This is a genomic window from Peribacillus frigoritolerans, from assembly GCF_004358755.1.
Taxonomy (GTDB): domain Bacteria; phylum Bacillota; class Bacilli; order Bacillales; family Bacillaceae; genus Bacillus_P.
The window spans coordinates 1-25,411 of the sequence record NZ_SMZY01000007.1 but is presented as its reverse complement, the minus strand read 5'-3'; the positions used below and the strand labels follow the sequence as shown (position 1 = coordinate 25,411).

Sequence of the window (25,411 nt, the reverse complement as noted above, 5' to 3'; positions counted from 1 at the left end):
TTACTTTAGAGCTTATGATATTTCTCTTCAACAAGGCTGATCAGCGGATGATTTTCAGGAAGCTGTGAAACCTCCTGCAATGCACCCGAAATCCCCTTATCCTGAATCAGCTGCTGAATTTCAACCGCTTCTTCATCTTTGTCAAAGTCATATTTCAGACCTGCTGCAATTCCAGCTGCAAGATCATCAGGTGTGATTCCTTTTTCAAGCAGCCTTCGTGCAGGTGCTACAAGACGGTCATCAAAGCCTAACTTGCGTTTAGGTGATCGTCCGACTCGAGTGACTTCATCAGAAATGTGTTTATTTTCAAATCTCTCGATGATTTTTTTCACATAGTTCAAATGCTCTCCCTCGTCAAAACCGTACTCTTTTACAAGCAGCGTGCTTGTCTCACTCAGAGCACCTTCAACGAGACTTCGAACCTCTGGATCTTCAATGGCTTCCTTAACGGTAGCCAGTCCCTTTTGATACCCGGCATATGCTGTCACAGCATGACCTGTATTTACAGTGAAAAGCTTGCGCTCAATATAAGGAATCAAATCATCAACGTAAGTGACTCCTTGAATGGAAGGCATATTTCCCTTTACCTTTGATTGCTCAATCACCCATTCAAAGAAAGGTTCTACTGATACACTCAGAAGATCTGTGTTTTCCTGAATAGGCACGATACGGTCAACGGCAGAATTAGGGAAGCCAATCCATTCTGAAACGGAGTGCTGCTCTTCTTCATTTAGATGTTTAAAGATTTCACTCTTTAAATGATCCGTACCGCCAATCATATTTTCACAGGCAATCACATTGGCTTCTGTCTTTTTCTCTTTGAGGCCAAGAGCGATTGTTTTTGCAACAAACTTCAGTATGTTTGGTCCCACTGCCGTTGTAATCAAGTCTGCTTCTGCAATCTTCGCAATGACTTCTTCTGCATTCTCATTGCTGTTGATTCCTTTTACGCCTGAAACAATAAAGGAATCATTTTCATCAGAAGCTAATCTGACCTCATACTTTCCTTTTTCATTTAAAGCGTCAATAACTTCTTTATTGATATCAGCAAAATAAACTTCATACCCTGCTCCGCTAAGCAAAGCTCCAATAAATCCGCGGCCGATATTTCCTGCTCCAAAATGTACGGCAATCATCTTAATTCCCCTCTTCAAATAAAGCGATCAGCTCTTGTTTTGAGCTAACTTCAAGCATTTTTTGAACATTTTCTTCTTCTGAGCACAGAATCGCAATTTGAGAAAGAAGCTCTAGATGCTCCCCGTCCTTGCCGGCAATTCCAAACAGAATTTTCGCATGTTCTCCAGTACCGAAGTCTACGCCTTCAGGAACTTGAACAATCGAGATTCCAGAGTAATTAACTTCTTTTTTAGCATCTTCCGTGCCATGCGGAATCGCAACGCCATTTCCCATATAAGTTGTTGATAACTCTTCACGCTGAAGCATTTTCTCTATATAGTCTTCATTTACATATCCGTTCTCAACCAGCAGTTTTCCAGTTAAACGAATCGCTTCTTCTTTTGATCCAATTATTTGATTTAGGAGGATATTTGCCTCGTCCAGTATTTTTTTCATTGTCGACTCTCCTATTTTATAAATTTTTGTGCAAGCCATTTGTGAAAAGTTTCATTTAATACGGCTGTCATTTTTGTTCCATTGCCTGATTGAAAAAGCTGAAGGTTTTCTTCTGTTTCGATCAATGTCGCACTGATCAGGCTTAAAACCTCAAGCCCTGTATGAGAAAAATCATTTGGCGCAAGCAGCAGCGCAAGGGTCTTCATGTCAATTTCTCCGTTATCCATTCCAGGAACTTTATAAGGATGTTCAAGGTTGAAAATAACGAAAACCGGCTTAACATTGCAGGCATCCCGGCAATGATAAAGTGCCGCCGAAGAGTCCGGAATACCAACCCCCCCAAGCTCCTCTCTCTTTAAAAGCTCGGATGTCAGTGTTTCCGAATCTGTAATGAGACCCTGTTCCTTCAATACCTCTGCTGCTGAAAATAAAACGTCCCGGTGGCTGCCATGATTCGAAAAATGGTAGACTCTGAAATGTCTGAGAATCTCTTTAACGGTTTTTGCTGCTTCATCAAAGACTTCAATTTTTTCAAGCAGGTTGACGTCGCCTAAAGCCTCTGCATAGCTTGGATGTTTGGTCATCTTTTTAGATTTGGGCGTGCTTTTTAATCGTTCGCGGATTTTTTCAGCTTCATGATCCGAGAGCAGCGGTCCGACCTGAATATAATCAGAAGAATCAAGCGGCAAACTGACGGTTGAAATGATTAAATCAAAGTCTTCCAAATTCAGTTTTTTTAAGCCAATCAGCGATGATAAAGCTGTTTCCGTAATTTCAGGTATTTCTTTGTGTATCCTTGTTGCAAGCATCTTGGAGGAGCCAATTCCGCTTGAACAGACGATTAATGCTTTATATGAAAAGACCTGTCTTCTTTCCTCAAGGCTTGAACCAAAGTGCAAAACGACAAAAGCCGTTTCATCATCTGGAAAGACAAGCGAAGGAAAAACGAGCTCCAGTCCTTTTTTTACAGCCTCATAGAGCTTCTGATAGTTCTCCTTTGTTTCTTTGGCAAACGGGTTATGTGTGTAGATCCCGTCTTTCATCCGGTAATAAGCCGGTTCAAGATGTGAAATCAGTCCATTGTAAAGAGATTGATTGTTTCTAAGCGGAGTGCCGAGTTCATCCGCAACATATTCAATCAGCTGCTTCACATGCAGGGAGATTAAAGAATTCCTTTGTTCAAAGTTGAAATCTTCATTCTGTCTTCTCGCTCTTCGAAGATGAACGGCAATCTGCGTGATTTCCTCTTCTGGAAGAGAGACGCTGAACTCTTTCGTTACTTGCTCCCCGATCCGTGCTGCCATTTGAAATTCATCAGATTGAAGCACATCCTGCACATCACTTTTTACGAAGGACACTGGTTCTTGCTGCGTCAGCCTTTTCACTGCAACACTTAAATGAATCAATAGGGAAAAATAAGCGTTATCCGCCATTTCATAGGGCATCATTTCGATGATTGGCTTCAATGCATCATCTGCCTTATTAAGATCACAGCTTTTTAAAAAGCCTAAATACGTCTGGCTTTCAGGCTCCCTTAAAGGATCCTTCTCAATAACCTGAATGAAATCCTGCTCATCAATCGTCTCAAGCAACAGCGCTTCAAGCAATCTTCTTTTTGCTGTTTCTTCCCCTGTAAGCTGAACCCCAAATCCTCTTTTTCTTATTAATTCAAGCTGATAAGGTTTGATTTTTTCCTCCACCCGGTCTAAATCATGACTGATGGTTGCTGCAGAAACAAGCAGCTTTGACGCAAGCGCATAGAGCTTCATTTGCTCCCTGGATTGAATCAATTCGCTAATCAGCAAATACACCCGCTCATCTTGAAGATAGTCATAGGAAGACTGCGAGGACAAGTCACTCCGCAGCCGGTCTATATCTTCCTTTAGACCAGTCAGCTTCACTCCTTGCCCTGTCTTCTTCTCGATCACAATCCGGTAATTCAAAAGCGTATCTTCAAGCTTTTTCATTTCTCGGTGAATGGTTCTTGAACTCACCCCGACATCCAGAGCAATCTTGTGAACCGTAATGAAATCAGGATGTTCAAAAAGCTGCTTTAAAATATCCCGTTCTCTGGCCGTAATATACACATTCATCACCATCCCTGCTTATCTAAGCAAACGGATTACTTCTTTAATCGCTGAACCAGTTCATCATATTTAGGGCTGTTTAAAAAGTTATCAACTGAAAGATGTTCAGCTTGAGGGACTTTAGCCTTTGCACGGTCCGTTAAGTCTTTATGCGTAATTATAATATCCGCATCACTTGGCAAATTATTTATCGCCGAGTTTGCCACATGAATATCAAGATCTGCTTTTTTGAACTTATTTTTTAATACAGAAGCTCCCATTGCACTTGATCCCATTCCTGCATCACATGCGAAGATGACCTTCTCAATATTTTTACCAGGTGTTTGTACGGTTTGAGATTCAGCTGTCTCCGGCTGTTCAGCATCCTTCAGATCTCCAACCAGTTTTTCATAAACCGGACTGTTTAAGAAATTGTCTACAGAAAGGTGAATCGCATTAGGCAATTTTTCTTTTGCACGGCTTGTTAAATCCTTATGGGTAATGACCACATCTGCATCATTTGGCAGCTGGGCAATTGCTGTATTTGTCACATCAACATCAAGCTCTGCTTTTTTCATTTTATTTTTCAGAACAGAGGCACCCATTGCACTTGAACCCATGCCTGCATCACATGCGAAGACAACTTTTTGCACATTTTGATAATCGTTTACTGCAGATGATTTCTTTTCGGCAACTAGTGAGTCTGCAACACTGCTTTTCTTTCCTTTCATTTGCTGCATCTTCTCTGTTGCTGCTTCAATGCTCTCGTCATCAGATGATTTTGATGATTTCAAAATGACACTTGCTACTAAGAATGAAATCGCTGCAGCAACCACTACCCCTAAAATCACACCTGCAAAGTTCCCTCTTGGTGTCATTGCCAATAGAGCAAAGATGCTTCCTGGAGAAGGAGTGGCTACAAGTCCTGCATCAAACAGCATGAACGTCATGACACCGCTTGCTCCTCCGGCAATAGCCGCTAAGATTAACAATGGCTTCATCAAAATGTAAGGGAAGTAGATTTCGTGAATTCCCCCAAAGAAATGAATGATCGCTGCACCAGGTGAAGACTGTTTCGCATTGCCTTTTCCAAAAACCATATAGGCAAGCAAAATGCCAAGTCCTGGTCCAGGGTTGGATTCAATCAGGAATAAGATTGATTTGCCTGCTTTGGATGCCTGCTCAATGCCAATCGGGCTGAAAATACCGTGGTTGATGGCGTTGTTTAAAAACAATACCTTAGCCGGCTCTACAAAAACACTTGCAAGCGGCAGGAGACCTGCCGAAACGATCGCTTCTACTCCGCCGATAAGAATATTCGTTAATCCTGAAACCAGTGGTCCAATGGCTTTAAAAGCCACAATTGTTAACAGACCCGCTAAAATCCCTGCTGAAAAATTATTGTAAAGCATTTCAAAACCAGATCGGACCTTATCCTTGAACATCTGGTCCACTTTCTTAATTAAATACCCGCCAAGAGGACCCATAATCATGGCTCCCAAGAACATCGGTATTTCTGAACCTACGATTACCCCCATAGTTGCCGTTGCACCAACGACACCCCCGCGCAGATCATAAACCATGCGACCGCCGGTAAATCCGATCAGCAATGGCAGGAGATAAGTGATCATCGGTCCTACAAGCTCTGCCAATTCCTTATTTGGCCACCAGCCTGTTGGAATAAATAGAGCTGTGATCAGCCCCCAAGCGATGAATGCTGCAATGTTCGGCATAATCATTCCGCTTAAGTGACTTCCAAAGCGCTGAATGCGAACCTTTATATCTGAATTGTTTTGGTTTGACATATCGTTAACCTCCCCGCTGAATTGAAAGCGTTTAAACTTTATATCTCTATCTTACGACTCATCCCTTCTCCCTACAATTTAAAGAAAACCCAACTTTGTCATATGTACTGTTGCCAACAATAAAAAGATTGGTACAAACGCTTACTGACCAGTAAACTATAAGAAAACAATTCTGGAGGTGCCCATGAACATCCGACACTTGAACAGACATGACGCAAACCTTTACCGGAACATTCGTCTGGAAGGCTTAAAAAACAATCCTGAAGCATTTGGATCAAGCTACGAGGAAGAACAACTTTATCCGATTGATCTTTTCAAATCGAGACTTGAATCAGATACAGCTTTTACATTTGGCGCTTTTAAAAATAACGAACTTGCCGGTGTCGTCACATTAGTAAAAGAAACGAAGGTAAAGCTTATGCATAAAGCTTCCATTTTCGCGATGTATGTCTCTCCTTCTTACCGGGGAAGCGGCATCGGAAAAAAGCTGATGTCTGAAGTAGTAATAAAAGCACAGGCGCTTGAGGATACAGAGCAGCTTCAGTTATCTGTTGTGAGCACAAACCAGTCAGCAAAGGAGCTGTACACATCATTTGGCTTCACTGTTTATGGGCATGAAAAAAGAGCGCTGAAAGCTGATGGCATTTATTATGATGAGGATCATATGGTTTTATTTTTATGAGCTGGCTTTTTTTCTGTTTATCCGCCTAAATCAAGGTATTTGCCAACACAAAAACGGACCAGTATTTGGTCCGTTTTTCATATTGGCCGTTCAATTGAAAATAATTCTCCGACTTTTGCGTAATCATTTCCCGCAAGTCTGCTGACAGCGCCAAGTCCATCAGGATCAATTCTTCCTTTTTCATAGATGCTGTCTTCTACATGAAATTGAACAATTTTCCCGATGATCAAATCGCATCCTGGCAAATCGTCCCCGCCGAGCTCAATCACTTGTTCCAGCACACATTCCATGCGCACTTTGGCTTCTTTGATACCCGGTACAGCAATCCTGCTGCTTTCAACAGGCGTTAATTGCGCTAACTCTACCTCACTTTGGTCCGGCTTGAGGCTGGCTGCCGTGATATTGATTTTTTCAACATTGCCCTCATCCACAATGTGAACGGCAAATTCTTTCAGGCTTCTGATATTTCTGGCAGTATCCTTTTGAATTCCCCCGCTCCTTTGAACGGATACTGAAATCATCGGAGGATTGGCGGAAACAATGTTAAAGTAACTGAACGGTGCCCCGTTTAATGTTCCGTCTTCTGCAAGTGAAGTAATAAATGCAATCGGTCTTGGAATAATGCTTCCTGTTAAAAGCTTATAATTTTCCCTCTCTGTATTGGCAGCTGGATTAATGCTCAGCACTGTCATTCCTCCTTACAGCTCTCTAATTGTAAATGGAGCAAGTACTTTTTTAATTTTTTCTCTTTGCGCCTCATACCATTCTGGCAGCATCAGCTTTTCTCCAAGCTTCTCTTCATCATGTGCAAAACCCGGAGGATCTGTCGCAATTTCAAACAGGATTTCGCCGTGTTCTCTGAAATAGATCGCATTAAAATATTGACGGTCCTGTACAGGAGTGACTTGATATCCGCCGTTAGCTACATGCTTTTGCCACTGAAGCTGATCCTCATCATTTTTTGCGCGGAACGCAATATGATGCACCGTTCCGACTCCCATTTTCCCGCGGCCGATTGGACTCATTTTTAAATCAATCACATTTCCAATCTCACCTGTTGAGCGAAAACGGGTAAAATCTCCTTCCTGGCCGATTTTTTCAAATCCCATGATGGTTTCCAGCAGTTCCGCCGTTTTCTCAGGCTGGGCAGATAAGAGAGTTGCTCCACCAAACCCTTTTATCGCAACATCAGATGTAACCCCGCCAAACTCCCACGTGTTTGGTTCTCCGTTTTCCCGCTCAACAATTTCAAGGTGCAGACCATGCGGATCATCAAACAGCAGATACTGCTCACCGAACCGTTCCATTTTTGAAAATGATACATTCATCTTTTCAAGTCTTGCTTTCCAAAAGCTCAATGCACCTTTTGGAACAACATAGGAAGTGACTCCAACCTGACCGTCACCGGTTTTCCCCTGATACGCATCATGCCAAGGAAAAAACGTAATAATCGTTCCAGGTTTACCCGCTTCGTCTCCAAAATAAAGATGATACGTGCCGGGATCATCAAAATTGATTGTTTGCTTTACCAGTCTCAAACCAAGAATTCCTGCATAAAAGTCCGCATTTTCCTGGGGATGACCAACGATTGCCGTAATATGGTGAATGCCTGCTGTTTTCTTAGTCATTGAAAATCTCTCCTTTTTTAGTTGTATCTTCTCACAAATCATCTATATAAAACCTATTCTCATAAATATCTCGAATTCAAGATAATTTTAATTCATTTGATTATACATGTCAATGAATTGCCCATTTTCCAAATTTTGATACTATTTTATTAACAATACTGTACGTCGCACACTATTATTATATTGGAGGTGTCATATGAATGAATTACTGAACTCGTTAACCACTGAACTAAGAAGAGGAACCCTTACAATCGCAGTCCTCAGCAAGCTTCAATCACCTCATTACGGATATTCTCTCGTCCAGTTTCTTGAAAAAAATAACATTTTCATCGATCAAAGCACTCTCTACCCCTTACTCCGCAGACTGGAAAAACAAGAACTCCTTATAAGTGAATGGGAGAAACTGACAGAGACTCAACCAAGAAAGTATTACAAACTGAGCGATTTTGGAAAAGAGGTGTACGAATAGCTAAAAGAGGAATGGCTAAGAACTTCCACTCAAATGAAAAAGCTTTTAGAGGAGGAATGATTCAGTGAATCTGATTCATCTATATATTAATGAGGTTACAAGAAGGCTTCCCGCTGAAGATATTGCCCTTGAGCTGCGCTCAAATATTGAAGATATGCTGCCGGAGGACTATTCCGAAGAAGATGTAAAAAAGGTACTGCAGCCCCTCTATTTCAGGCAGATATTCTTAAAATGTATCTCCCCGGCATTGCTGTCATATTTGCAATAGAAATGTTTATAGCAATCTACAAGCTTTATTCAGGCAGATGGAACAAAGGGCTCTCTTGGATCAATGCTCACAGCAATCTCGTTTTCTGCAGCTTTTACTGCATCATGCTCCTGAATTCAGAGCTTTTCAATCAAGATTTTATCAGCCTGTCGATGGGTTTAATTGGAGTACAGCCTGATAATTATGAGGAGGTTTGGTCCAAATGGATCTGGGCTTCAGCTGCCATCGTCATTCTCTATTCAATAGTGGATGCGGCAAAAGGGTTCAGAAACAGCCGAAAGAATGCTCTTTAACTAGCAAAAGGTGTTTACCCTGTGGTAAACACCTTTTTACCTCTTATTTAAACAATCGCCTCAAGCGTCACATCAATATTCCCTCTTGTTGCTTTAGAATAAGGGCAGAACTCGTGAGCCTTGTGAACAAGGTCTTCTAATTGACCTTTTTCAATGCCTGTCCCTTTTACGTCTAGTTTTACGGCTAATTTGAAGCCGCCGTCAGACTCATCTTTTAGAAAGCTTACATTAGCCGTTACCTCAGATTCAAATTTCACTTTTTCATTTCTGGCCATAAGCTGCAGCGCCCCATCAAAACATGCGGCGTAACCAGCTGCGAACAGCTGCTCCGGATTTGTAGCTTGAGGCATTTTTTCCGCTCGCGGCGAACCCGGCATAGCAATATCCATGTTGATGACGTCATTTGATGAGTGTACTTTCCCTTCTCTTCCGCCTACTGCAGTAACAGATGTAGTAAACAATGCTTCTGACATGGTCCATACTCCCTTTCATATGTAAATTTTTCTTTCTCTATTTTATTTACCCTGTTTTCATCTTAATATGCGTCTGAATGGGTTTATGAACTAAAAAAAAGCACTCCTTCTTCAAGAAGAAATGCCCGACCATCAGCTTTTTTGATCTCTTTGTTCATACATATTGCTGCGGATCTTCATCCATTCGAACAGATGAGTCACAATCACTTTTAATACCGCATAACCCGGCACGGCAAGAATAATGCCGACTACTCCGAATAAATTTCCTGCAGTCAGAATCACGAAAATGATGGTAATCGGGTGAATATGCAGATTCCGTCCCATGATTTGAGGGGAAATAAACTTACCTTCTACTAATTGCACAATTGTCCACACAATAATTAATTTCAGCACCATAAACGGTGATGTAACAAGCGCAATGATGAATGCAGGTGTGATTGCAATTGCCGGTCCTAAGTATGGAACAACGCTTGTAAAAGCTGCTACTAAAGCAAGAAGCGAGGCATACTCCATCCCAATAATCAGAAACCCTATGTACATCAGCGCTCCAATGCAAAAACTCACAATAATCTGTCCTCTAATATAAGAACTGATTTGATTATTCATTTCATGCATGACCTTATATGTTGAGCCCCGGAATGTAACAGGCATGAACTTAAGAACATACGGTCCCAGCTTTTTGCCGTCTTTTAAAAGATAAAACAAAATAAATGGCAGCGTGACAAGAGCAAGAATAAAATCCTTTACGATTCCAACGATATTCCCGATGCCAGCAAACATATTATCTATAATGGTTGAAGCCTGATCAGAGATTTGCTTGGATAGATCAGCAACGTTGACGTTCAGTGTCCTCTGCGCCTGATTTACAAAATCACTTCCGACAACATCTTTCACCAGCTGCTCAACATCGCTTGTATATTGCGGAAAACTTTTTATCAAACTCATTACCTGTTCCTTAAGAAACGGGATAACTGACACAATCAGAATGGTAAGCAATCCAATAATCACAAGAAAAAGGACCAGGATCGTATAGATTCTTCTAATACCTCTTCTTTCAAAAAAATCGACAACCGGATTTAATAGATAATATACGATGGCCGCAAGAATAATCGGCAGCAGAATCGTTTTAATTAATACCTCAATCGGCGTGAAAATAAAAGATACTTTCATAAAGACAAGAATGTTCAATCCGATCAAAAGCAAAATCAGAAGAAACAGAACAAATCTATTATTAAGGATAAACCTTTTAAACGTACCTACTCTGGGATTTACCGGTTTCATGAGTGTCCTCCTTTTCTCTCTATCCGAAACACTATCTAAGCTTATTATAGAGGCTTTTTTTAAAAAATGAAAATAGGACTAGCGGCTGACTCAATAAAATTAATCTTTATCTGATTTTGAGGACTTACTGGGGCTCATTTGATTCTTCAAATCTGATCGTTTACTCAATATTTCTACTGCGGGAGGAGCTTTATGATGCTGCAAACTCTATTTAGTCGCACTTCCCTGCAGCGTGTCTGCCTTCTTGGTGCTGCTAACTCTATTTTGCCGCACTTCCCTGCAGCGTGTCTGCCTTCTTGGTGCTGCTAACTCTCTTTTGCCGCACTTCCCTGCAGCGTGTCTGCCTTCTTGGTGCTGCTAACTCTCTTTTGCCGCACTTCCCTGCAGCGTGTCTGCCTTCTTGGTGCTGCTAACTCTATTTTGCCGCACTTCCCTGCAGCGTGTCTGCCTTCTTGGTGCTGCTAACTCTCTTTTGCCGCACTTCCCTGCAGCCTGTCTGCTTTCTTGATGCTGCTAACTCTATTTTGCCGCACTTCCCTGCAGCGTGTCTGCCTTCTTGATGCTGCTAACTCTATTTTGCAGCACTTCCCTGCAGCCTGTCTGCTTTCTTGATGCTGCTAACTCTATTTTGCCGCACTTCCCTGCAGCGTGTCTGCCTTCTTGATGCTGCTAACTCCATTTCGACGCTCAACTTTGATACACCATAACAGTCCAAAATTATATTCAGATCTCTTTTCAAAGACAGCAAAAAGGACAACCCAGTCCGGATTGTCCCTGATCCTCCTTCTTATTATTTGCTGATAAACATTTGCGTCCAGTAATGGCCGTAAGATCCGCCTTTAGCGTAACCTACGCCAATTTCTTTGAAATTAGAAGACAGAATGTTCTTGCGGTGTCCTTCACTGTTCATCCAGGCTGTTACAACACTTTGTGCAGTTGTTTGGCCGGCTGCGATATTTTCTCCGGCATAGCTGTACTGAATGCCGAAGCTCTTCATCATATCAAATGGAGAACCGTATGTAGGCGATGTGTGACTGAAGTAGTTTTTGTCACGCATATCTTCTGACTTGTATCTTGCAACACGGGCAACTTCCCAGTTAGCGGTAAGCGGCTTTAAGCCGTATTTAGCACGCTCTTTATTTACAAGCGTGACCACTTCGCTTTCCATGCTTTGATAAGCGCTTCCAGAAGGAATGTTAAGAGATTGGCCAGGATAGATCATATTAGCATTCTTAACATTTGGATTGGCTTTAATCAATTCAGAAACGCCAACCTGATATTTCGATGCAATTTTCCACATCGTGTCACCGCTTTTAACGGTATATGTACTTGCAGCACTTGTTTGACTGCTGAATCCAAAGGCTAGAGCGACAACCAACAACATAACGGAAAAAGATTTTAATGTTTTCATAGTTATATTTTATACGAATACTAGATTAGAAGAATAGCGGTAGTATTTACCGAAAAAAAGCGTTTGACTTTTTCTCCAATATAGATCAGTTCGTTTTTTGAAAAGGCTTTCTAAAAAAGAAAAAGATAGATCACTATTCTTCGTTTTTTTCTGCAAAAATCTTTGACATTCATATACAAATGATGTAAAGTACCAAATGGACGAACAATTAAATTAGTATTTAACAATAACATTCGTATTTAGGGGTGTATTTTAGATGGAAAACGTATTTGATTATGAAGATATTCAGTTAATACCTGCAAAATGTGTAGTAAACAGCCGTACAGAGTGCGACACAACGATTGCTTTAGGAAACCATACATTCAAGCTGCCAGTTGTACCTGCCAATATGCAGACGATTATAGATGAAAGAATTGCTGTGAACTTAGCGGAGAATGGTTATTTCTATATCATGCACCGCTTCCAGCCGGAAAAAAGAAGCTCATTTATTCAAGACATGAAATCACGCGGCTTAATCGCTTCAATCAGTGTTGGTGTAAAAGAAGAAGAGTATGGCTTTATTGAGGAATTAGCTGCTGAAAACCTAGTGCCGGACTATATTACAATCGACATTGCCCACGGCCACTCAAATGCGGTCATTGAAATGATCAAGCACATCAAGAAACATCTTCCTGAGAGCTTTGTCATCGCTGGAAACGTCGGCACTCCAGAAGCGGTAAGAGAGCTTGAGCATGCCGGTGCAGATGCAACAAAAGTAGGCATTGGACCTGGTAAAGTCTGCATCACGAAAATTAAAACCGGCTTTGGTACAGGCGGCTGGCAATTAGCTGCACTTCGCTGGTGTGCAAAAGCAGCAACGAAACCAATTATTGCTGACGGCGGCATCCGCACTCATGGAGATATTGCGAAGTCTGTTCGATTCGGAGCATCAATGGTGATGATCGGCTCCCTGTTCGCGGGCCATGAGGAATCTCCTGGTGAAACAATTGAAATGGACGGAAAGCTTTACAAAGAATACTTCGGATCAGCTTCCGAGTTCCAAAAAGGCGAAAAGAAAAACGTAGAAGGCAAGAAAATGTATGTGGAGCATAAAGGCGCTTTAAAAGATACGCTGACTGAAATGGAGCAGGATCTGCAGTCATCCATCTCGTATGCGGGCGGAACCAAACTTGACGCTATTCGTACAGTTGATTATGTAGTAGTTAAGAACTCGATTTTTAATGGGGATAAGGTTTATTAATAAGAAGAGGAGCAAGGCTTTGTGGCCTTGCTCCTTTTTCCGTTAGCCGGGTATCTCTGTTACAGGTTTTTCATGCGATTCCCTTTTACAAAGACAAGGTGGAAAAGCTTTATAAAAATTCATGTGTGCAAAAAAGCTGCCGGCGCCCTCTATGGCCGCTACTTTTACTTCATTCTTTTATTGGGTGGAACTGACCTTTATGACTGACTCAATGATCTTGCCCCAGTCTTCCGTATGAATTTCATGCCCTGTTCCTTCAAGCGTCACCATTTCTGCATGTGGAATGGCTTTTGCAAGAGCCAGGCCATGTTCAAGCGGGAGGGCCGGGTCATTTGTTCCATGAATGATAACAGACGGTACGTTTATCTCTCCCATACGATCCAAGTAATCCTCACCGCCGCCAAGCAGAACATAATTGAAACGGCTTTGTATTTGTTTCGCCCGGCTGTACTCTCTTTCCGCCAGAAGATACATTCTTTCTTTTTCAAAAGACTTAACACCAGAGAGTACCTTCCATCCTTCTGCGAGATAAGAGATGGATGATTCCCGGTTTGACCAGTCGATTGAAGCACTTTTTGCATGATAATCCAAAATGCGCTGATCCATCTGCGGAAGTTCCGCTTGTTCTGTTCCGAATACACTTGATGCGATGATCGTCAGCGTTCGGACACGTTCCGGGTTCTTTACAGCTATAATCTGGCCAATCATCCCACCTAGAGACATGCCTGTGATATGAGCCTTTTCGATCGAGTAGGCATCAAGGATGCAAATGGCATCATCTGCCAGATCTGTGATTGTATAATGGGATGTCCCTGGTTCGTAAACGGTTGACCTTCCAAGATCACGATGATCGTATCGGATGACGAATCTTCCCTCTTCAGCAAGACGCTGACAGAATTCCTCATCCCACCAGTCCAATGAGGACATAGCCCCCATAATCAAAAGTATCGCAGGGTCACCGGGGTTTCCAAAGCTTTCTGTATAAATTTCGACCTGGTTTATTTTCAACAATTGTTCGTTCATGTTTTAAATCCTCCGTTATTTTTATTTTCACATCGCGCTTTGTGAGGCGCAGATCAATAACCTATCAACGGAGTTTTGGCCTGCACCTTGAATTATCTTTGTTTGATCCATTTGATAATCATGGCGTGACGGCCTCCTTTTCATCATTGATTTATGGCATTACCCACACTTTGATTCTACTGTATTTTCCTGATTTTTACATGCACCCTTAGTCATAGACATTTCACTAGGCGAGATCCTCCTTCATACTCAGCTCCTCCACTCTTAGGAAGGTTGCAAAAAACCCCTATTCATTTCTGAATAGGGGTTTTTACTTATTTATTCAACCGTAACACTCTTAGCAAGGTTACGCGGCTTATCCACGTCACAGCCTCTGTGAAGAGCTGCATAGTAAGCAATCAGCTGCAAAGGAATGACAGAAGCAAGCGGCGTCAGTTCCTCATGGATAGCAGGAAGAATGAAACGGTCATCTTCTTCTTCTAGACCTTTAAGCGAGATGATGCATGGGTTAGCTCCGCGTGCTGCTACTTCTTTCACGTTTCCGCGGATGCTTAAGTTTACGTGCTCTTGTGTTGCAAGCGCGATAACAGGCGTGCCGTTTTCAATCAGCGCGATTGTACCATGCTTAAGCTCTCCTCCGGCAAACCCTTCTGCCTGGATGTAAGAGATTTCTTTCAGTTTAAGCGCACCTTCAAGTCCTACATAGTAGTCAACCGAACGGCCGATGAAGAAGCAGTTGCGTGTTGTTGAAAGGTACTCGCGTGCAATGTATTCCATTTCGTCTTTTTGATCGCAAAGGACTTCCATTGCATTTGCCACGATGCCAAGCTCTTTTACAAGGTCAAAGCTTAACTCAACGCCTCTTGCTTCAGCTGTTACAGCTGCAAGAATAGCAAGAACACCTAATTGTGCTGTATAAGCTTTTGTTGAAGCAACAGCAATTTCAGGTCCAGCATGCAGCAATAACGTGTGGTTCGCTTCACGTGAAAGTGTTGAACCAGGTACGTTAGTGATGGTTAAGGACTGGTAGCCAAGCTCTTTAATTTGAACAAGAACGGCACGGCTGTCAGCAGTCTCACCGCTTTGTGAGATAAAGATGAATAACGGCTTTTCTGATAAAATCGGCATGTTGTATGAGAATTCACTTGCAACGTGAACTTCTACTGGTTTTTTAGCCCATCTTTCAATGAACTGCTTGCCGACAAGGCCTGCATGGTAGCTTGTTCCGCATGCTACAATATAGAGGCGGTCTGAAGCATTGATCGCATCCACAATTGCCGGGTCCATTGTCAGCTTGCCTTGGTCGTTTTGATATTTTTGGATGATTTTGCGCATAACAAGCGGCTGCTCATCCACTTCTTTTAACATGTAGTGAGGGTATGTTCCTTTTTCGATGTCACTGGCATCTAATTCAGCTGTATAAGGAGCACGGTCAATTGTTTCACCTTGAAGGTTTTTGATTGTAACAGCTTCACGTTTTACAATGACGATTTCTTTATCCATTAATTCTACATATTGATCTGTTACCTGCAGCATGGCCATTGCATCAGATGCAACAACGTTGAAGCCTTCTCCAAGACCAACAAGCAATGGGCTTTTATTCTTAGCAACAAAAATCGTATCTGGATTTTGATTGTCTAAAAGCGCGATTGCATAAGAACCTTTTAAAATGGAAAGAGTCTGGCTGAACGCTTCTTCCACGTCCGCTCCTTTATTAACGAATTGTTCAATAACCTGAACAACTACTTCTGTATCTGTATCACTGACAAGCGCAACATCCTGAAGATATTCGCGTTTCAGGCTTGAATAGTTTTCAATAACACCATTGTGCACAAGTGTGAATCGGCTTGATGCACTTTGATGAGGATGTGAATTGCGTTTGCTTGGTGCACCATGAGTCGCCCAGCGAGTATGTCCAATCCCTGCTGTAGACATTACATTAGCATCCACTTCTTCACGAAGAATGGCAATGCGTCCTTTTTCTTTGAAAACGTGCACTCCGTCTTCATTGATAACGGCAATGCCCGCTGAGTCATATCCGCGGTATTCAAGCTTTTCAAGTCCACGCAATAAGATTTCTTTTGTATCCTGTTGTCCAATATATCCAACGATTCCGCACATAATTAAAGTATCCTCCCAAATAGGCGGGGGACAGGTCAAGCCACGGGGACTATTTTCTGTCCCCTCACACATGTCTATATTTTTTAGTTTGATTACGTTCTTCCCTTTGTGCAAAAAGTTGCCTCTTTGTTTTAAGGAGAGAGCTTACGGCTGTAATCATCAACCGGGAGGCATCCGCCGAACTTTCGATAATCCTCCATCCTCGTCAACTAAGCTGTTTTCGGTCCGCTTAGTTCAGGCGCTTTTCATAATAAATACAACCTCACAATGCCCCTTTCCATTCTAAAATAAAAACACAAAAGTAATCATACTATACCAACCTTCAAATCGTCAATTCAGTACTTTGCAAATGTGGACAGAAAGATGCACTCTTCAGTATATGTTTTTTTTGAAAAGATTGTTCTTGACTGAGTTACCCTATTTTATCAGCTTCTAAACATTGTGCAGCCAAGCTGCTGCCTCGCTGCGATTCAGATAAAAAAAGACAAGAAACAATGAGGTATGTTTATAGTATTCGACTGGTCCCTTCACGTTTATGTCTGTGAATTTCAGTCAAAAAAGGGCCTGCCTTATTGGCAGACCCTCATATCCCTTATTCTGTTCCCATTTCTTCTTTCACAACAGCGACGATGCGCGTAACATACTTCTCGCATAATTCTGCTGTTGGCGCTTCTGCCATTACGCGCACAAGCGGCTCTGTACCAGAAGGGCGGACTAGAATCCGTCCGTCGCCATTCATTTCACTTTCTACTTCTGCAATCACTTTCTTCACGTTCATGTTGTCCGTTACTTTATGCTTATCTGTTACCCTTACATTGATAAGTAATTGAGGGAACTTCTTCATTTCAGCTGCAAGCTCAGATAACGGTTTGCCTGTCACTTTCATGATATTCACTAATTGAATAGCTGTCAGCAGACCATCACCCGTTGTATTGTGATCCAGGAAGATAATGTGGCCAGACTGCTCGCCGCCAAGGTTATAATCCCCTTTTTTCATTTCTTCCACAACATATCGGTCTCCTACAGCCGTTTGAGAACTCTTCATGTTGTTTGCTTCAATCGCTTTATAAAAACCAAGGTTGCTCATGATTGTAGAGACAACTGTTTCTTTCTTCAATCTTCCGTGCTCATTCAGGAATTTCGCACAAATAAACATGATTTGATCGCCATCAACGATTTGACCTTTTTCATCTACAGCAATCAGGCGGTCTCCGTCACCATCAAAAGCAAGCCCGACATCGGCGCCTTTTTCCGTAAGAAATCCGGCTAACGCTTCAGGATGTGTAGAACCTACGCCATCATTAATATTCAATCCGTTTGGAGTTGTACCCATAGTTGATACATCGGCATCAAGATCCGCAAACAAATGTGTTGCAAGAGAAGATGTTGCACCATGTGCACAATCAAGTGCAACGTGGATGCCGGTGAAATCTTCGTCTACTGTTTGTTTCAGGAATTGAAGATATTTCTGTCCGCCCTCGAAATAGTCATTTACTTGACCTAAATCAGATCCAACAGGTCTTGGCAGTGAGTCTTCTTCTTGATCCATTAAGCCTTCTATTTCAAATTCCTGGTCATCTGACAATTTAAAACCGTCAGGACCAAAGAATTTAATTCCGTTATCTTGAACAGGATTATGTGAGGCTGAAATCATAACACCCGCTTGTGCTCCAAGTGCTTTCGTTAAATATGAAACACCAGGTGTTGAAATAACGCCTAAACGCATAACCTCAGCACCGATAGAGAGAAGCCCTGCAACTAGCGCACCTTCCAGCATATGACCTGAAATACGTGTATCCCGTCCGATTAACACTTTTGGACGGTTCGCATCTTTTGTTAACACGTAACCTCCAAAACGACCGATTTTAAACGCTAATTCAGGTGTTAATTCACTATTTGCAACGCCTCTTACTCCATCTGTTCCAAAATACTTACCCATTCTAATATCGCTCCTTTAGACAGTTTCAATCATCATGATTGCTTAGAAGAAATTTTCACTTTTACTTCATCTTCAGGAAGGGTCCATTTAATATCCTGCGGCCCATTCACTTCTACCTTAACATCATGCTCACCATCCGAGAGATCTGTTACATTTACAAATAATTCAAGATCAGACGGTTTGATATTCGTCAGTACACTGGGTGCTCCAACGACGCTTAAATCGAGCTCTTCTGATTCAGGCTCAAGGAACTGAATAATCTTCCCTTCACCTAAACCGCGGATATTAACAGGCAGATTCTCAAGTACTGTTTCTTCTTCTTTTTCAACGTCAACTTTAATTTGGATTTTTTCAGGACTTACTTTTGTCACTCCGTCAGGTAAAGGAATATCTACATCCAGTACGGTATCATCTTTGATTTTGCTCAAATCCACCGTTACGCCATCTATAAATTCAAGCGGATCAATGACGTCCATTGGTCCATATATCGTCACTTCGTTCGGCACAGCTTCAATGTTTGAGATGCTTAATCCTTCTCCAAGCTCTCCTTCATTCTTAAGTTTAAAAGGAAGCTTCTTGCTTGGACTTGTAATCGGCACTGTTACATCTACTACCGAAGGATAAACTTCTACAGGAAGAATATTTCCTTCGTCATCATATACTGTCACCTTTGATTCTTGCTCAATTGTTTCATTTGCATTTTGCAGATTCACCCTCGACTTGATGAGAGCAATGCTGTCGATAAGTGTTTTGGAGCCGGTTATTCTTACAACACTCGGTTTTACAATCGGATCCTGTGCGGTATATCCTGTTTCAATTTGGTTTTTATTGATAAAATCCACTTGAACCGGGAAATCACGGGTAACTTTTTCCTCCACATTTACAGTGATAATGGAAGGGTTCAAATTCACTTCAAGATTGTCCGCTATATTCTTATGCTTCAGTTGGATCTTATGTGAGCCGATAGACAAATCCGAGAGTTCAGCATATATTTCAAAATCTTTAAGCTGCTTTGCCTTCAATAATGAATTAGTCGGCCCGCTCAGCGTGACATCTGCCGTTTCAGGCACTCCTGTCACTACAACATTTTCTTGATCCAAATACGTTTTCACTTCAACATCAGGAATCGTTTCCGTGTCTTTTGCAGATTCAGACGGCGCAGATGGAAATACGGATGTTACTGGCCCCGGCTGTTTTTTCGGAGCCGGCGTTTCGATATTAACAGATACATAAAGCATGAGCGCCATTAAAAGAGCAATAATCCTCATTACCCAATGATTATTAATCATCTTATCCATTTTTCTTTCCCCTCCACTGCCATAGGTTTGAGGAAGTGGCCTTTGCCTGCTTTCCAAATTCAGAAACCAAAATTTCACTTAAAGCCTCAACGGTGAGATTCCTGTGAAGCTCTCCGTTTCTGGTCACAGAAATACTGCCTGTTTCTTCAGATACAACAATTGTAATACTATCGGTTACTTCACTGATTCCAACTGCTGCCCGGTGCCTTGTCCCTAATTCTTTTGAAATAAAAGGACTTTCGGATAGAGGCAGATAACATGCGGCCGCAGCAATCTGGTTTTTTTGGAGAATAACAGCTCCATCGTGAAGAGGTGTATTTGGGATAAAGATATTAATTAATAGCTCAGAAGAGAGAGCTGAATGAAGCGGTATGCCCGTTTCTATGTAATCACTCATCCCTGTTTCTTTCTCAATCGTAACTAATGCGCCAATTCTTCGTTTTGCCATGTAGTCTGTCGCCTTTAAGATAGCATCGATAATCTTTTGTTGTTCTTCCTCCTCTGGAGCTCCGCTTCTTGAGAATAATTTCCCTCTGCCAAGTTGCTCTAGCGCCCTTCGCAACTCAGGCTGGAAAATAATGATGATCGCAAGAAAACCCCATGTTAATGCTTGGTCCATGAGCCATTGCAAGGTCTGCAGCCCTAAATACTGGCTGAGTGTACGAACGAGAATAATAACGATGATGCCTTTCAGCAGCTGAACGGCCTTCGTTCCCCGTATCACCATAATCAACTTATATATAACGAACCAAACGAGGAGAATATCAACGGCGATGCCGAGGTAATGCAGTAATGGGAAATCCTCAAATGCCATATTCTCTTCCTCCATCAGTTTTAGTCATTTGCATAGGACTATAACTACGATATTATACCATATATTCTGCAATTAAAACGTATTGTAGTCATATAAGCAAAGCGCTGGCCTGCAGATAAGGGTACATATCGTTTTATTAATCTAAATGCCCTTGTGCGGCACGTGACAGAACAAAAAGGCCGCCTTAGAATAAAAGGCGGCCTTTTACTTAAATATGTCGACGACCTCTTTGGAAAGAGATTTCATTTGAAACCAGATCCATTCAAAAGCCTCATTGATTTCCTCAACGTCACCTGTCACCTGACCGGCAGAAGCCATATACTTCTCTCCGTTGATCACCGTGACGTTCCCCTCCACTTTTCCTTCAATATTGATTGTTCCGCCTTTTACCGTCACATCTCCCTGAACAGTCTCACCTTTTGGTACGGTAACTGTATTATTCTCAACAACCAAATTAGGCTGCTTTGAAACGCTGAAATCAGAATCAGTTGACCAGGAAGAGAATAAACTGCCTGTCATCAATAAGACGAAAAGGGAAGCAGCAGCAAGCATCGGATGACCCTTCAGCCATCTGTTGACCCCAACCGTTTTCTTTTCTTTAGGCAGACGCCCCATAATGGCTTGTGTAAAATCCACCGGGGCCTCAATGTGAGATGTGCTCTGCACCAGGGCGATCGACTTCTCAAGCTCATGCAAATGCTGTGTGCAGTCCGTGCATGACTGAAGATGCTCTCTCAAGATCCGCTCATCTTCCTGCTTTATATCGTTATCCAAATAGTGATGGATCCGCTCTTTCATTTGTTCTGAACATTTCAACCTTATCACCTCAAATCATAAATGCCTTAATTGCTTCCTCAGTGCTTCCCGCCCTCTGTGAATTCTTGTTTTGACCGTACCGATCGGCATATCAAGAATCTCACTGATTTCAATTAAAGAAAGCTCATCAATATACTTTAATACGATGACAGAACGATATTTATCGGGGAGCTTTAAAATTTCTTTTTGAATCATTTGCTGAAGCTCCATTGTTTCCACTTGATCCTCGGGCAGAGCTACATCAGCTGCTACTTGAGAATACATGGTTAACCCTTCCGTTCCGGTTACTTCGGCATCAAGGTAAAAATCAGGTTTTTTCTTTCTGATTCGATCAATCGTTAAATTTGTCGCAATGCGGTACAGCCACGTAGAGAACTTCTTATCCATGTCATAGCTGTTAATATTCACATAGGCCCGGATAAACGCTTCCTGGGCTATATCTTCCGCCTCATGGGAGTTCCCGAGCATACGGTAGCAAAGCTGATAAATTTTGTCCTTATATATATCTACGATTTCGGCAAATGCATTCTGGTCGCCTTTTTTAACTTGTTTAATCCTATTTTTTACGATCGTCTCCATGATACCCCTTACCCCCGCGCAAGTGCGGGTTCCCCTTATTACGTATAAGCCGCATAAAAGGTTTCATTTTTTTCGCATAAAAATATTTTAACAAATTTTAGGTTGTCTGTAGATGGCTTTTCAACATGTTTACCTTAAATTTTTCTTAAATAAAAGACACAGTTTAAAAACTGTGTCTTTTTGTAAAATTACAGAAGCTTTTCGCCAAACAAAGATCCCATCAATGCTACTGCTACAGTAGCTGTTTTATTCTTTTCATCTAATATAGGATTTACTTCAACAAATTCAGCAGAAGTGATGATATCTGATTCTGCAAGCATCTCCATAGCTAAATGACTCTCTCTGTAGCTGATGCCGCCAATAACCGGCGTTCCCACACCAGGAGCATCATGCGGGTCAAGCCCATCTAAATCCAGAGACAAGTGAACACCGTCTGTACGCTCTTTCAAATAATGAATTGTCTCTTCCATTACCTTTGTCATGCCGAGACGGTCAATCTCATGCATCGTATATACTTTAATTCCTTTTTCCTTGATTAATTCCTTTTCACCCTCATCAAGAGAGCGGGCACCGATAATCACAATATTTTCAGGCTTAACTTTAGGAGTATAGCCGCCAATTTTCGTTAACGTCTCATCGCCGAGACCAATGCTCACTGCAAGCGGCATCCCATGAATATTCCCTGAAGGCGAAGTGTCTCCCGTATTAAGATCTCCATGTGCATCATACCAGATTACTCCAAGCTCTTTATAATGCTTTGAAACCCCTGCAAGTGTTCCGATGGCAATACTGTGGTCTCCGCCAAGCACCAGTGGAAACGAACCTGATTGAATCACTTCATCAACCTGTTCAGAAAGCTTCAGATTACCTTCTGATACCGCTTTCAAATTTCTTAAATTATTTGATGAAGAACTCTCCTCTTCACGGTTTGGACGTCCGATTTTTATATCGCCTTTATCTTCAATCTCATAATGCAGCCCTTCAAGACGCTCTACAACACCTGCATATCTGATAGCACTTGGCCCCATGTCCACACCGCGGCGCATTTGTCCTAAATCCATTGGTACCCCGATAATTGATATTCTCTCTTTCATGTAAATCATCCCCCTTAGTAAGTAACTCTGTCTCTATTGTACTGATAAAAAGGGTGATGACTCAACTCGACAAAAACGTGTATATATATACAGAGTTTTCAGTAAAATAATTTGTGCCGTATAGTGATAGCTTTAGATAGGGTAACCAGTGGCTGAAGCTGAATCGGCTTTCTGCGCATAACCATAATTGGGGAATTTGCGGGTGGTTGTTTCCACTTTTCTTCGCAATCACCATAATTGTGGAATCATAGCGAGTGGTTGTTTCCTCTTTTCTGCGCAATTACCTTAACTGTGGAATCAAGCGGGTGGTTGTTTCCGCAATCACCATAATTGTGGAATCATAGCGGGTGGCTGATTCCTCTTTTCTGCGCAATTACCTTTACTGTGGAATCATTGCGGGTGGTTGTTTCCACTTTTCTTCGCAAACACCATATTTGTGGAATCATAGCGAATGGTTGATCCACTTTTCTTCGCAATCGCCATAATTGTGGAATCATAGCGGGCGGTTGTTTCCACTTTTCTACGCAAACACCATATTTGTGGAATCATAGCGAATGGTTGTTTCCACTTTTCTTCGCAATCACCATAATTGTGGAAGCGAATGGTTGATCCACTTTTCTTCGCAATCGCCATAATTATGGTACAAAAATAATTAAATATATATAGCAGCATGATTTAGATTATTCTGTTCTGAATTGGAGGGGAATTTTAAATCTGATCAGGCTAAGCCAGCCCAATCGAATCATGATTCAATACTTGCGACTTGGCTTCAATTCGTAAGCAACGAAAAAGCCGTCAGACATGAAGTCTGACGGCTTTTTCAGGATACTTATGATGGAGCCTAGCGGGATCGAACCGCTGACCTCCTGCGTGCAAGGCAGGCGCTCTCCCAGCTGAGCTAAGGCCCCGATATAAAAAAAGTTCTGGAGCGGAAGACGGGATTCGAACCCGCGACCCCCACCTTGGCAAGGTGGTGTTCTACCACTGAACTACTTCCGCAAAAATGGTGTGCCATGAAGGACTCGAACCTTCGACCCTCTGATTAAAAGTCAGATGCTCTACCGACTGAGCTAATGGCACTTAGTTAAGAAAACACTCTTTAGTTTTGCAAGACACCCAAATCTCAGAAAGATTATTCAAGGAGCGGCTCAATTTGTGTGCTGAAGCTAAGCTTCGAAGATTACTCGGTCGTGCTCTGCCGACTGAGCTAATGGCACTTAGTGATTTTCGCATTTTAAAATAATAATGGCTGGGCTAGCTGGATTCGAACCAGCGCATGACGGAGTCAAAGTCCGTTGCCTTACCGCTTGGCTATAGCCCATCAATTATATATGTAATCTATAAAATTCTAATTGACCGTAAAATGGTTTATGTTAACTAAACATATTATTTACAGTCTAGACAAGAACTATTCAGTTAAGTTTGTCTAAATGAAAGTGGTGGAGGGGGACGGATTCGAACCGCCGAACCCGGAGGGAGCGGATTTACAGTCCGCCGCGTTTAGCCACTTCGCTACCCCTCCACACATAAGTGGTGCCGGCAAGAGGACTTGAACCCCCAACCTACTGATTACAAGTCAGTTGCTCTACCAATTGAGCTACACCGGCATATAAAGTAAGAAATACAATTTGGTTTTAAACTTGTTAAAGTCGTCCTGATCTCAAAAAGCCTAGTCAAGCAGCAGCTCGATCAGTACGCTGAAGTTCATTCAGGAAGCTTATTCGGCCGTGCTCTACCAATTGAGCTACACCGGCATTTTAATAGTATGAAGTACAACTTTTATTTAACTGCTAATTGCTGCAAAGTCTTAATGGTGGAGGATGACGGGCTCGAACCGCCGACCCTCTGCTTGTAAGGCAGATGCTCTCCCAGCTGAGCTAATCCTCCGCATAAAAGATTGTATAATGTTTCACATATTAAGACTTACGTTTAAATGGTGACCCGTACGGGATTCGAACCCGTGTTACCGCCGTGAAAGGGCGGTGTCTTAACCGCTTGACCAACGGGCCGTTTTATTAGTTTAAATGTAAGCTCCCAACCGGGCTTGAACCGATGACCTCTTCCTTACCATGGAAGTGCTCTACCGACTGAGCTATGGAAGCAAGGCTCCGCAGGTAGGACTCGAACCTACGACCGATCGGTTAACAGCCGATAGCTCTACCACTGAGCTACTGCGGAATAATGCTAGCCTGGCGACGTCCTACTCTTGCAGGGGGAAACCCCCAACTACCATCGGCGCTGAAGAGCTTAACTTCCGTGTTCGGCATGGGAACGGGTGTGACCTCTTCGCCATCATCACCAGACATAATGACAAAAATTATTATACTATGAAATCCGAAGATTTCAAGCTTTTTTTCGAAAGAATGTTATTCTTTCAAAACTAAATAACGTATGATAACAAGATTCACTTACATGTTACACTTTATTAGACTGTGGTTAAGTCCTCGAACGATTAGTATCTGTCAGCTCCACACGTCACCGCGCTTCCACCTCAGACCTATCAACCTGATCATCTTTCAGGGTTCTTACTCACTTACGT

Annotated in this window: 21 protein-coding genes, 10 tRNA genes, 2 rRNA genes and 1 pseudogene; 5 read left to right on the top strand and 29 right to left on the bottom strand. The window is 42.1% G+C overall.

Features of this window, described 5'->3' with window-relative positions:
* Positions 1–5 precede the first annotated feature (5 nt).
* The 4 genes from E2R53_RS21370 to E2R53_RS21355 are packed head-to-tail and all read right to left on the bottom strand — an operon-like array spanning position 6 to position 5,443.
* On the bottom strand, positions 6–1,136 hold the full coding sequence (locus E2R53_RS21370) for a mannitol-1-phosphate 5-dehydrogenase (protein WP_133313736.1): 1,131 nt from the start codon (positions 1,134–1,136) through the stop codon (positions 6–8).
* Between the two features lies 1 nt (position 1,137).
* Positions 1,138–1,572, bottom strand: a complete 435-nt coding sequence (locus E2R53_RS21365; RefSeq protein ID WP_133313735.1) for a PTS sugar transporter subunit IIA — start codon at positions 1,570–1,572, stop codon at positions 1,138–1,140.
* Between the two features lie 11 nt (positions 1,573–1,583).
* A complete protein-coding gene (locus E2R53_RS21360) occupies positions 1,584–3,665 on the bottom strand; it encodes a BglG family transcription antiterminator (RefSeq protein WP_165971068.1) in 2,082 nt (693 codons plus the stop codon).
* Between the two features lie 29 nt (positions 3,666–3,694).
* Positions 3,695–5,443 carry a PTS mannitol-specific transporter subunit IIBC gene (locus tag E2R53_RS21355; RefSeq protein WP_133313733.1) on the bottom strand — a complete coding sequence of 583 codons (1,749 nt, stop codon included), beginning with the start codon at positions 5,441–5,443 and terminating at the stop codon, positions 3,695–3,697.
* Positions 5,444–5,627: 184 nt separating this feature from the next.
* On the opposite strand from E2R53_RS21355, the gene E2R53_RS21350 reads away from it, so the two are divergent.
* Positions 5,628–6,125, top strand: coding sequence for a GNAT family N-acetyltransferase (locus E2R53_RS21350; RefSeq protein ID WP_133313732.1), 498 nt, complete (start codon positions 5,628–5,630; stop codon positions 6,123–6,125).
* 77 nt (positions 6,126–6,202) lie between these two features.
* On the opposite strand, the gene E2R53_RS21345 is transcribed toward E2R53_RS21350, so the two are convergent.
* Both E2R53_RS21345 and E2R53_RS21340 read right to left on the bottom strand, forming a co-directional pair.
* Positions 6,203–6,811 carry a flavin reductase family protein gene (locus tag E2R53_RS21345; protein WP_133313731.1) on the bottom strand — a complete coding sequence of 203 codons (609 nt, stop codon included), beginning with the start codon at positions 6,809–6,811 and terminating at the stop codon, positions 6,203–6,205.
* 12 nt (positions 6,812–6,823) lie between these two features.
* A complete protein-coding gene (locus E2R53_RS21340) occupies positions 6,824–7,753 on the bottom strand; it encodes a ring-cleaving dioxygenase (RefSeq protein WP_133313730.1) in 930 nt (309 codons plus the stop codon).
* Positions 7,754–7,949: 196 nt separating this feature from the next.
* On the opposite strand from E2R53_RS21340, the pseudogene E2R53_RS21335 reads away from it, so the two are divergent.
* The 3 genes and pseudogenes from E2R53_RS21335 to E2R53_RS21325 all read left to right on the top strand — a co-directional run.
* Positions 7,950–8,219: pseudogene (locus E2R53_RS21335) on the top strand (PadR family transcriptional regulator); the annotation flags it as partial.
* A gap of 67 nt (positions 8,220–8,286) precedes the next feature.
* Positions 8,287–8,490 carry a hypothetical protein gene (locus E2R53_RS21330; protein ID WP_133313728.1) on the top strand — a complete coding sequence of 68 codons (204 nt, stop codon included), beginning with the start codon at positions 8,287–8,289 and terminating at the stop codon, positions 8,488–8,490.
* Complete coding sequence (locus E2R53_RS21325) at positions 8,454–8,783, top strand: hypothetical protein (protein ID WP_165971067.1); 330 nt, start codon at positions 8,454–8,456, stop codon at positions 8,781–8,783. Before E2R53_RS21330 ends, E2R53_RS21325 begins: the two co-directional genes overlap by 37 nt.
* Before the next feature lie 47 nt (positions 8,784–8,830).
* On the opposite strand, the gene E2R53_RS21320 is transcribed toward E2R53_RS21325, so the two are convergent.
* From E2R53_RS21320 to safA, 3 genes are all read right to left on the bottom strand, one after another.
* Positions 8,831–9,256: an organic hydroperoxide resistance protein gene (locus E2R53_RS21320; protein WP_133313726.1), complete on the bottom strand. Its 426-nt coding sequence runs from the start codon at positions 9,254–9,256 to the stop codon at positions 8,831–8,833.
* A 132-nt stretch (positions 9,257–9,388) separates the two neighbouring features.
* On the bottom strand, positions 9,389–10,537 hold the full coding sequence (locus E2R53_RS21315) for an AI-2E family transporter (protein ID WP_133313725.1): 1,149 nt from the start codon (positions 10,535–10,537) through the stop codon (positions 9,389–9,391).
* 790 nt (positions 10,538–11,327) lie between these two features.
* Positions 11,328–11,948, bottom strand: coding sequence for a SafA/ExsA family spore coat assembly protein (safA, locus tag E2R53_RS21310; protein WP_133313724.1), 621 nt, complete (start codon positions 11,946–11,948; stop codon positions 11,328–11,330).
* A 256-nt stretch (positions 11,949–12,204) separates the two neighbouring features.
* Here safA and guaC point away from each other — a divergent pair, with 256 nt between their 5' ends.
* The gene (gene guaC / locus E2R53_RS21305; RefSeq protein ID WP_133313723.1) at positions 12,205–13,188 is read left to right on the top strand and encodes a GMP reductase; all 984 of its coding nucleotides are present in this window, start codon (positions 12,205–12,207) and stop codon (positions 13,186–13,188) included.
* Between the two features lie 177 nt (positions 13,189–13,365).
* On the opposite strand, the gene E2R53_RS21300 is transcribed toward guaC, so the two are convergent.
* The 20 genes from E2R53_RS21300 to E2R53_RS21205 all read right to left on the bottom strand — a co-directional run.
* Positions 13,366–14,211 carry an alpha/beta fold hydrolase gene (locus tag E2R53_RS21300; RefSeq protein ID WP_133313722.1) on the bottom strand — a complete coding sequence of 282 codons (846 nt, stop codon included), beginning with the start codon at positions 14,209–14,211 and terminating at the stop codon, positions 13,366–13,368.
* A gap of 318 nt (positions 14,212–14,529) precedes the next feature.
* Entirely contained in the window at positions 14,530–16,332 is a 1,803-nt protein-coding gene (glmS, locus tag E2R53_RS21295) for a glutamine--fructose-6-phosphate transaminase (isomerizing) (protein WP_133313721.1), read from the bottom strand.
* A gap of 592 nt (positions 16,333–16,924) precedes the next feature.
* A complete protein-coding gene (gene glmM, locus E2R53_RS21290; RefSeq protein WP_133313720.1) occupies positions 16,925–18,271 on the bottom strand; it encodes a phosphoglucosamine mutase in 1,347 nt (448 codons plus the stop codon).
* A 32-nt stretch (positions 18,272–18,303) separates the two neighbouring features.
* A complete protein-coding gene (locus tag E2R53_RS21285) occupies positions 18,304–19,569 on the bottom strand; it encodes a CdaR family protein (protein WP_133313719.1) in 1,266 nt (421 codons plus the stop codon).
* Positions 19,562–20,383 (bottom strand): diadenylate cyclase CdaA, encoded by an 822-nt coding sequence (gene cdaA / locus E2R53_RS21280; protein ID WP_133313718.1) that lies wholly within the window; start codon positions 20,381–20,383, stop codon positions 19,562–19,564. The genes E2R53_RS21285 and cdaA overlap by 8 nt, the downstream gene beginning before the upstream one ends.
* A gap of 204 nt (positions 20,384–20,587) precedes the next feature.
* Positions 20,588–21,199: an anti-sigma-W factor RsiW gene (gene rsiW, locus E2R53_RS21275; protein WP_133313717.1), complete on the bottom strand. Its 612-nt coding sequence runs from the start codon at positions 21,197–21,199 to the stop codon at positions 20,588–20,590.
* A 15-nt stretch (positions 21,200–21,214) separates the two neighbouring features.
* Entirely contained in the window at positions 21,215–21,778 is a 564-nt protein-coding gene (gene sigW, locus E2R53_RS21270; protein WP_133313716.1) for an RNA polymerase sigma factor SigW, read from the bottom strand.
* Between the two features lie 188 nt (positions 21,779–21,966).
* Positions 21,967–22,872, bottom strand: coding sequence for an arginase (gene rocF, locus E2R53_RS21265; protein WP_133313715.1), 906 nt, complete (start codon positions 22,870–22,872; stop codon positions 21,967–21,969).
* 835 nt (positions 22,873–23,707) lie between these two features.
* Positions 23,708–23,780: transfer RNA gene (locus E2R53_RS21260), tRNA-Ala, on the bottom strand.
* Between the two features lie 16 nt (positions 23,781–23,796).
* A tRNA-Gly gene (locus E2R53_RS21255) sits at positions 23,797–23,871 on the bottom strand.
* Positions 23,872–23,876: 5 nt separating this feature from the next.
* Positions 23,877–23,952: transfer RNA gene (locus tag E2R53_RS21250), tRNA-Lys, on the bottom strand.
* Positions 23,953–24,118: 166 nt separating this feature from the next.
* Positions 24,119–24,193, bottom strand: a tRNA-Gln gene (locus E2R53_RS21245).
* Between the two features lie 116 nt (positions 24,194–24,309).
* Positions 24,310–24,394: transfer RNA gene (locus E2R53_RS21240), tRNA-Tyr, on the bottom strand.
* A 9-nt stretch (positions 24,395–24,403) separates the two neighbouring features.
* Positions 24,404–24,479 (bottom strand) — tRNA-Thr (locus tag E2R53_RS21235).
* Between the two features lie 204 nt (positions 24,480–24,683).
* Positions 24,684–24,759 (bottom strand) — tRNA-Val (locus E2R53_RS21230).
* A 47-nt stretch (positions 24,760–24,806) separates the two neighbouring features.
* A tRNA-Glu gene (locus E2R53_RS21225) sits at positions 24,807–24,881 on the bottom strand.
* A gap of 20 nt (positions 24,882–24,901) precedes the next feature.
* Positions 24,902–24,974: transfer RNA gene (locus E2R53_RS21220), tRNA-Thr, on the bottom strand.
* A 4-nt stretch (positions 24,975–24,978) separates the two neighbouring features.
* Positions 24,979–25,050, bottom strand: a tRNA-Asn gene (locus E2R53_RS21215).
* A gap of 9 nt (positions 25,051–25,059) precedes the next feature.
* A 5S ribosomal RNA gene (gene rrf, locus E2R53_RS21210) occupies positions 25,060–25,175 on the bottom strand.
* 129 nt (positions 25,176–25,304) lie between these two features.
* A 23S ribosomal RNA gene (locus E2R53_RS21205) occupies positions 25,305–25,411 on the bottom strand; the annotation flags it as partial.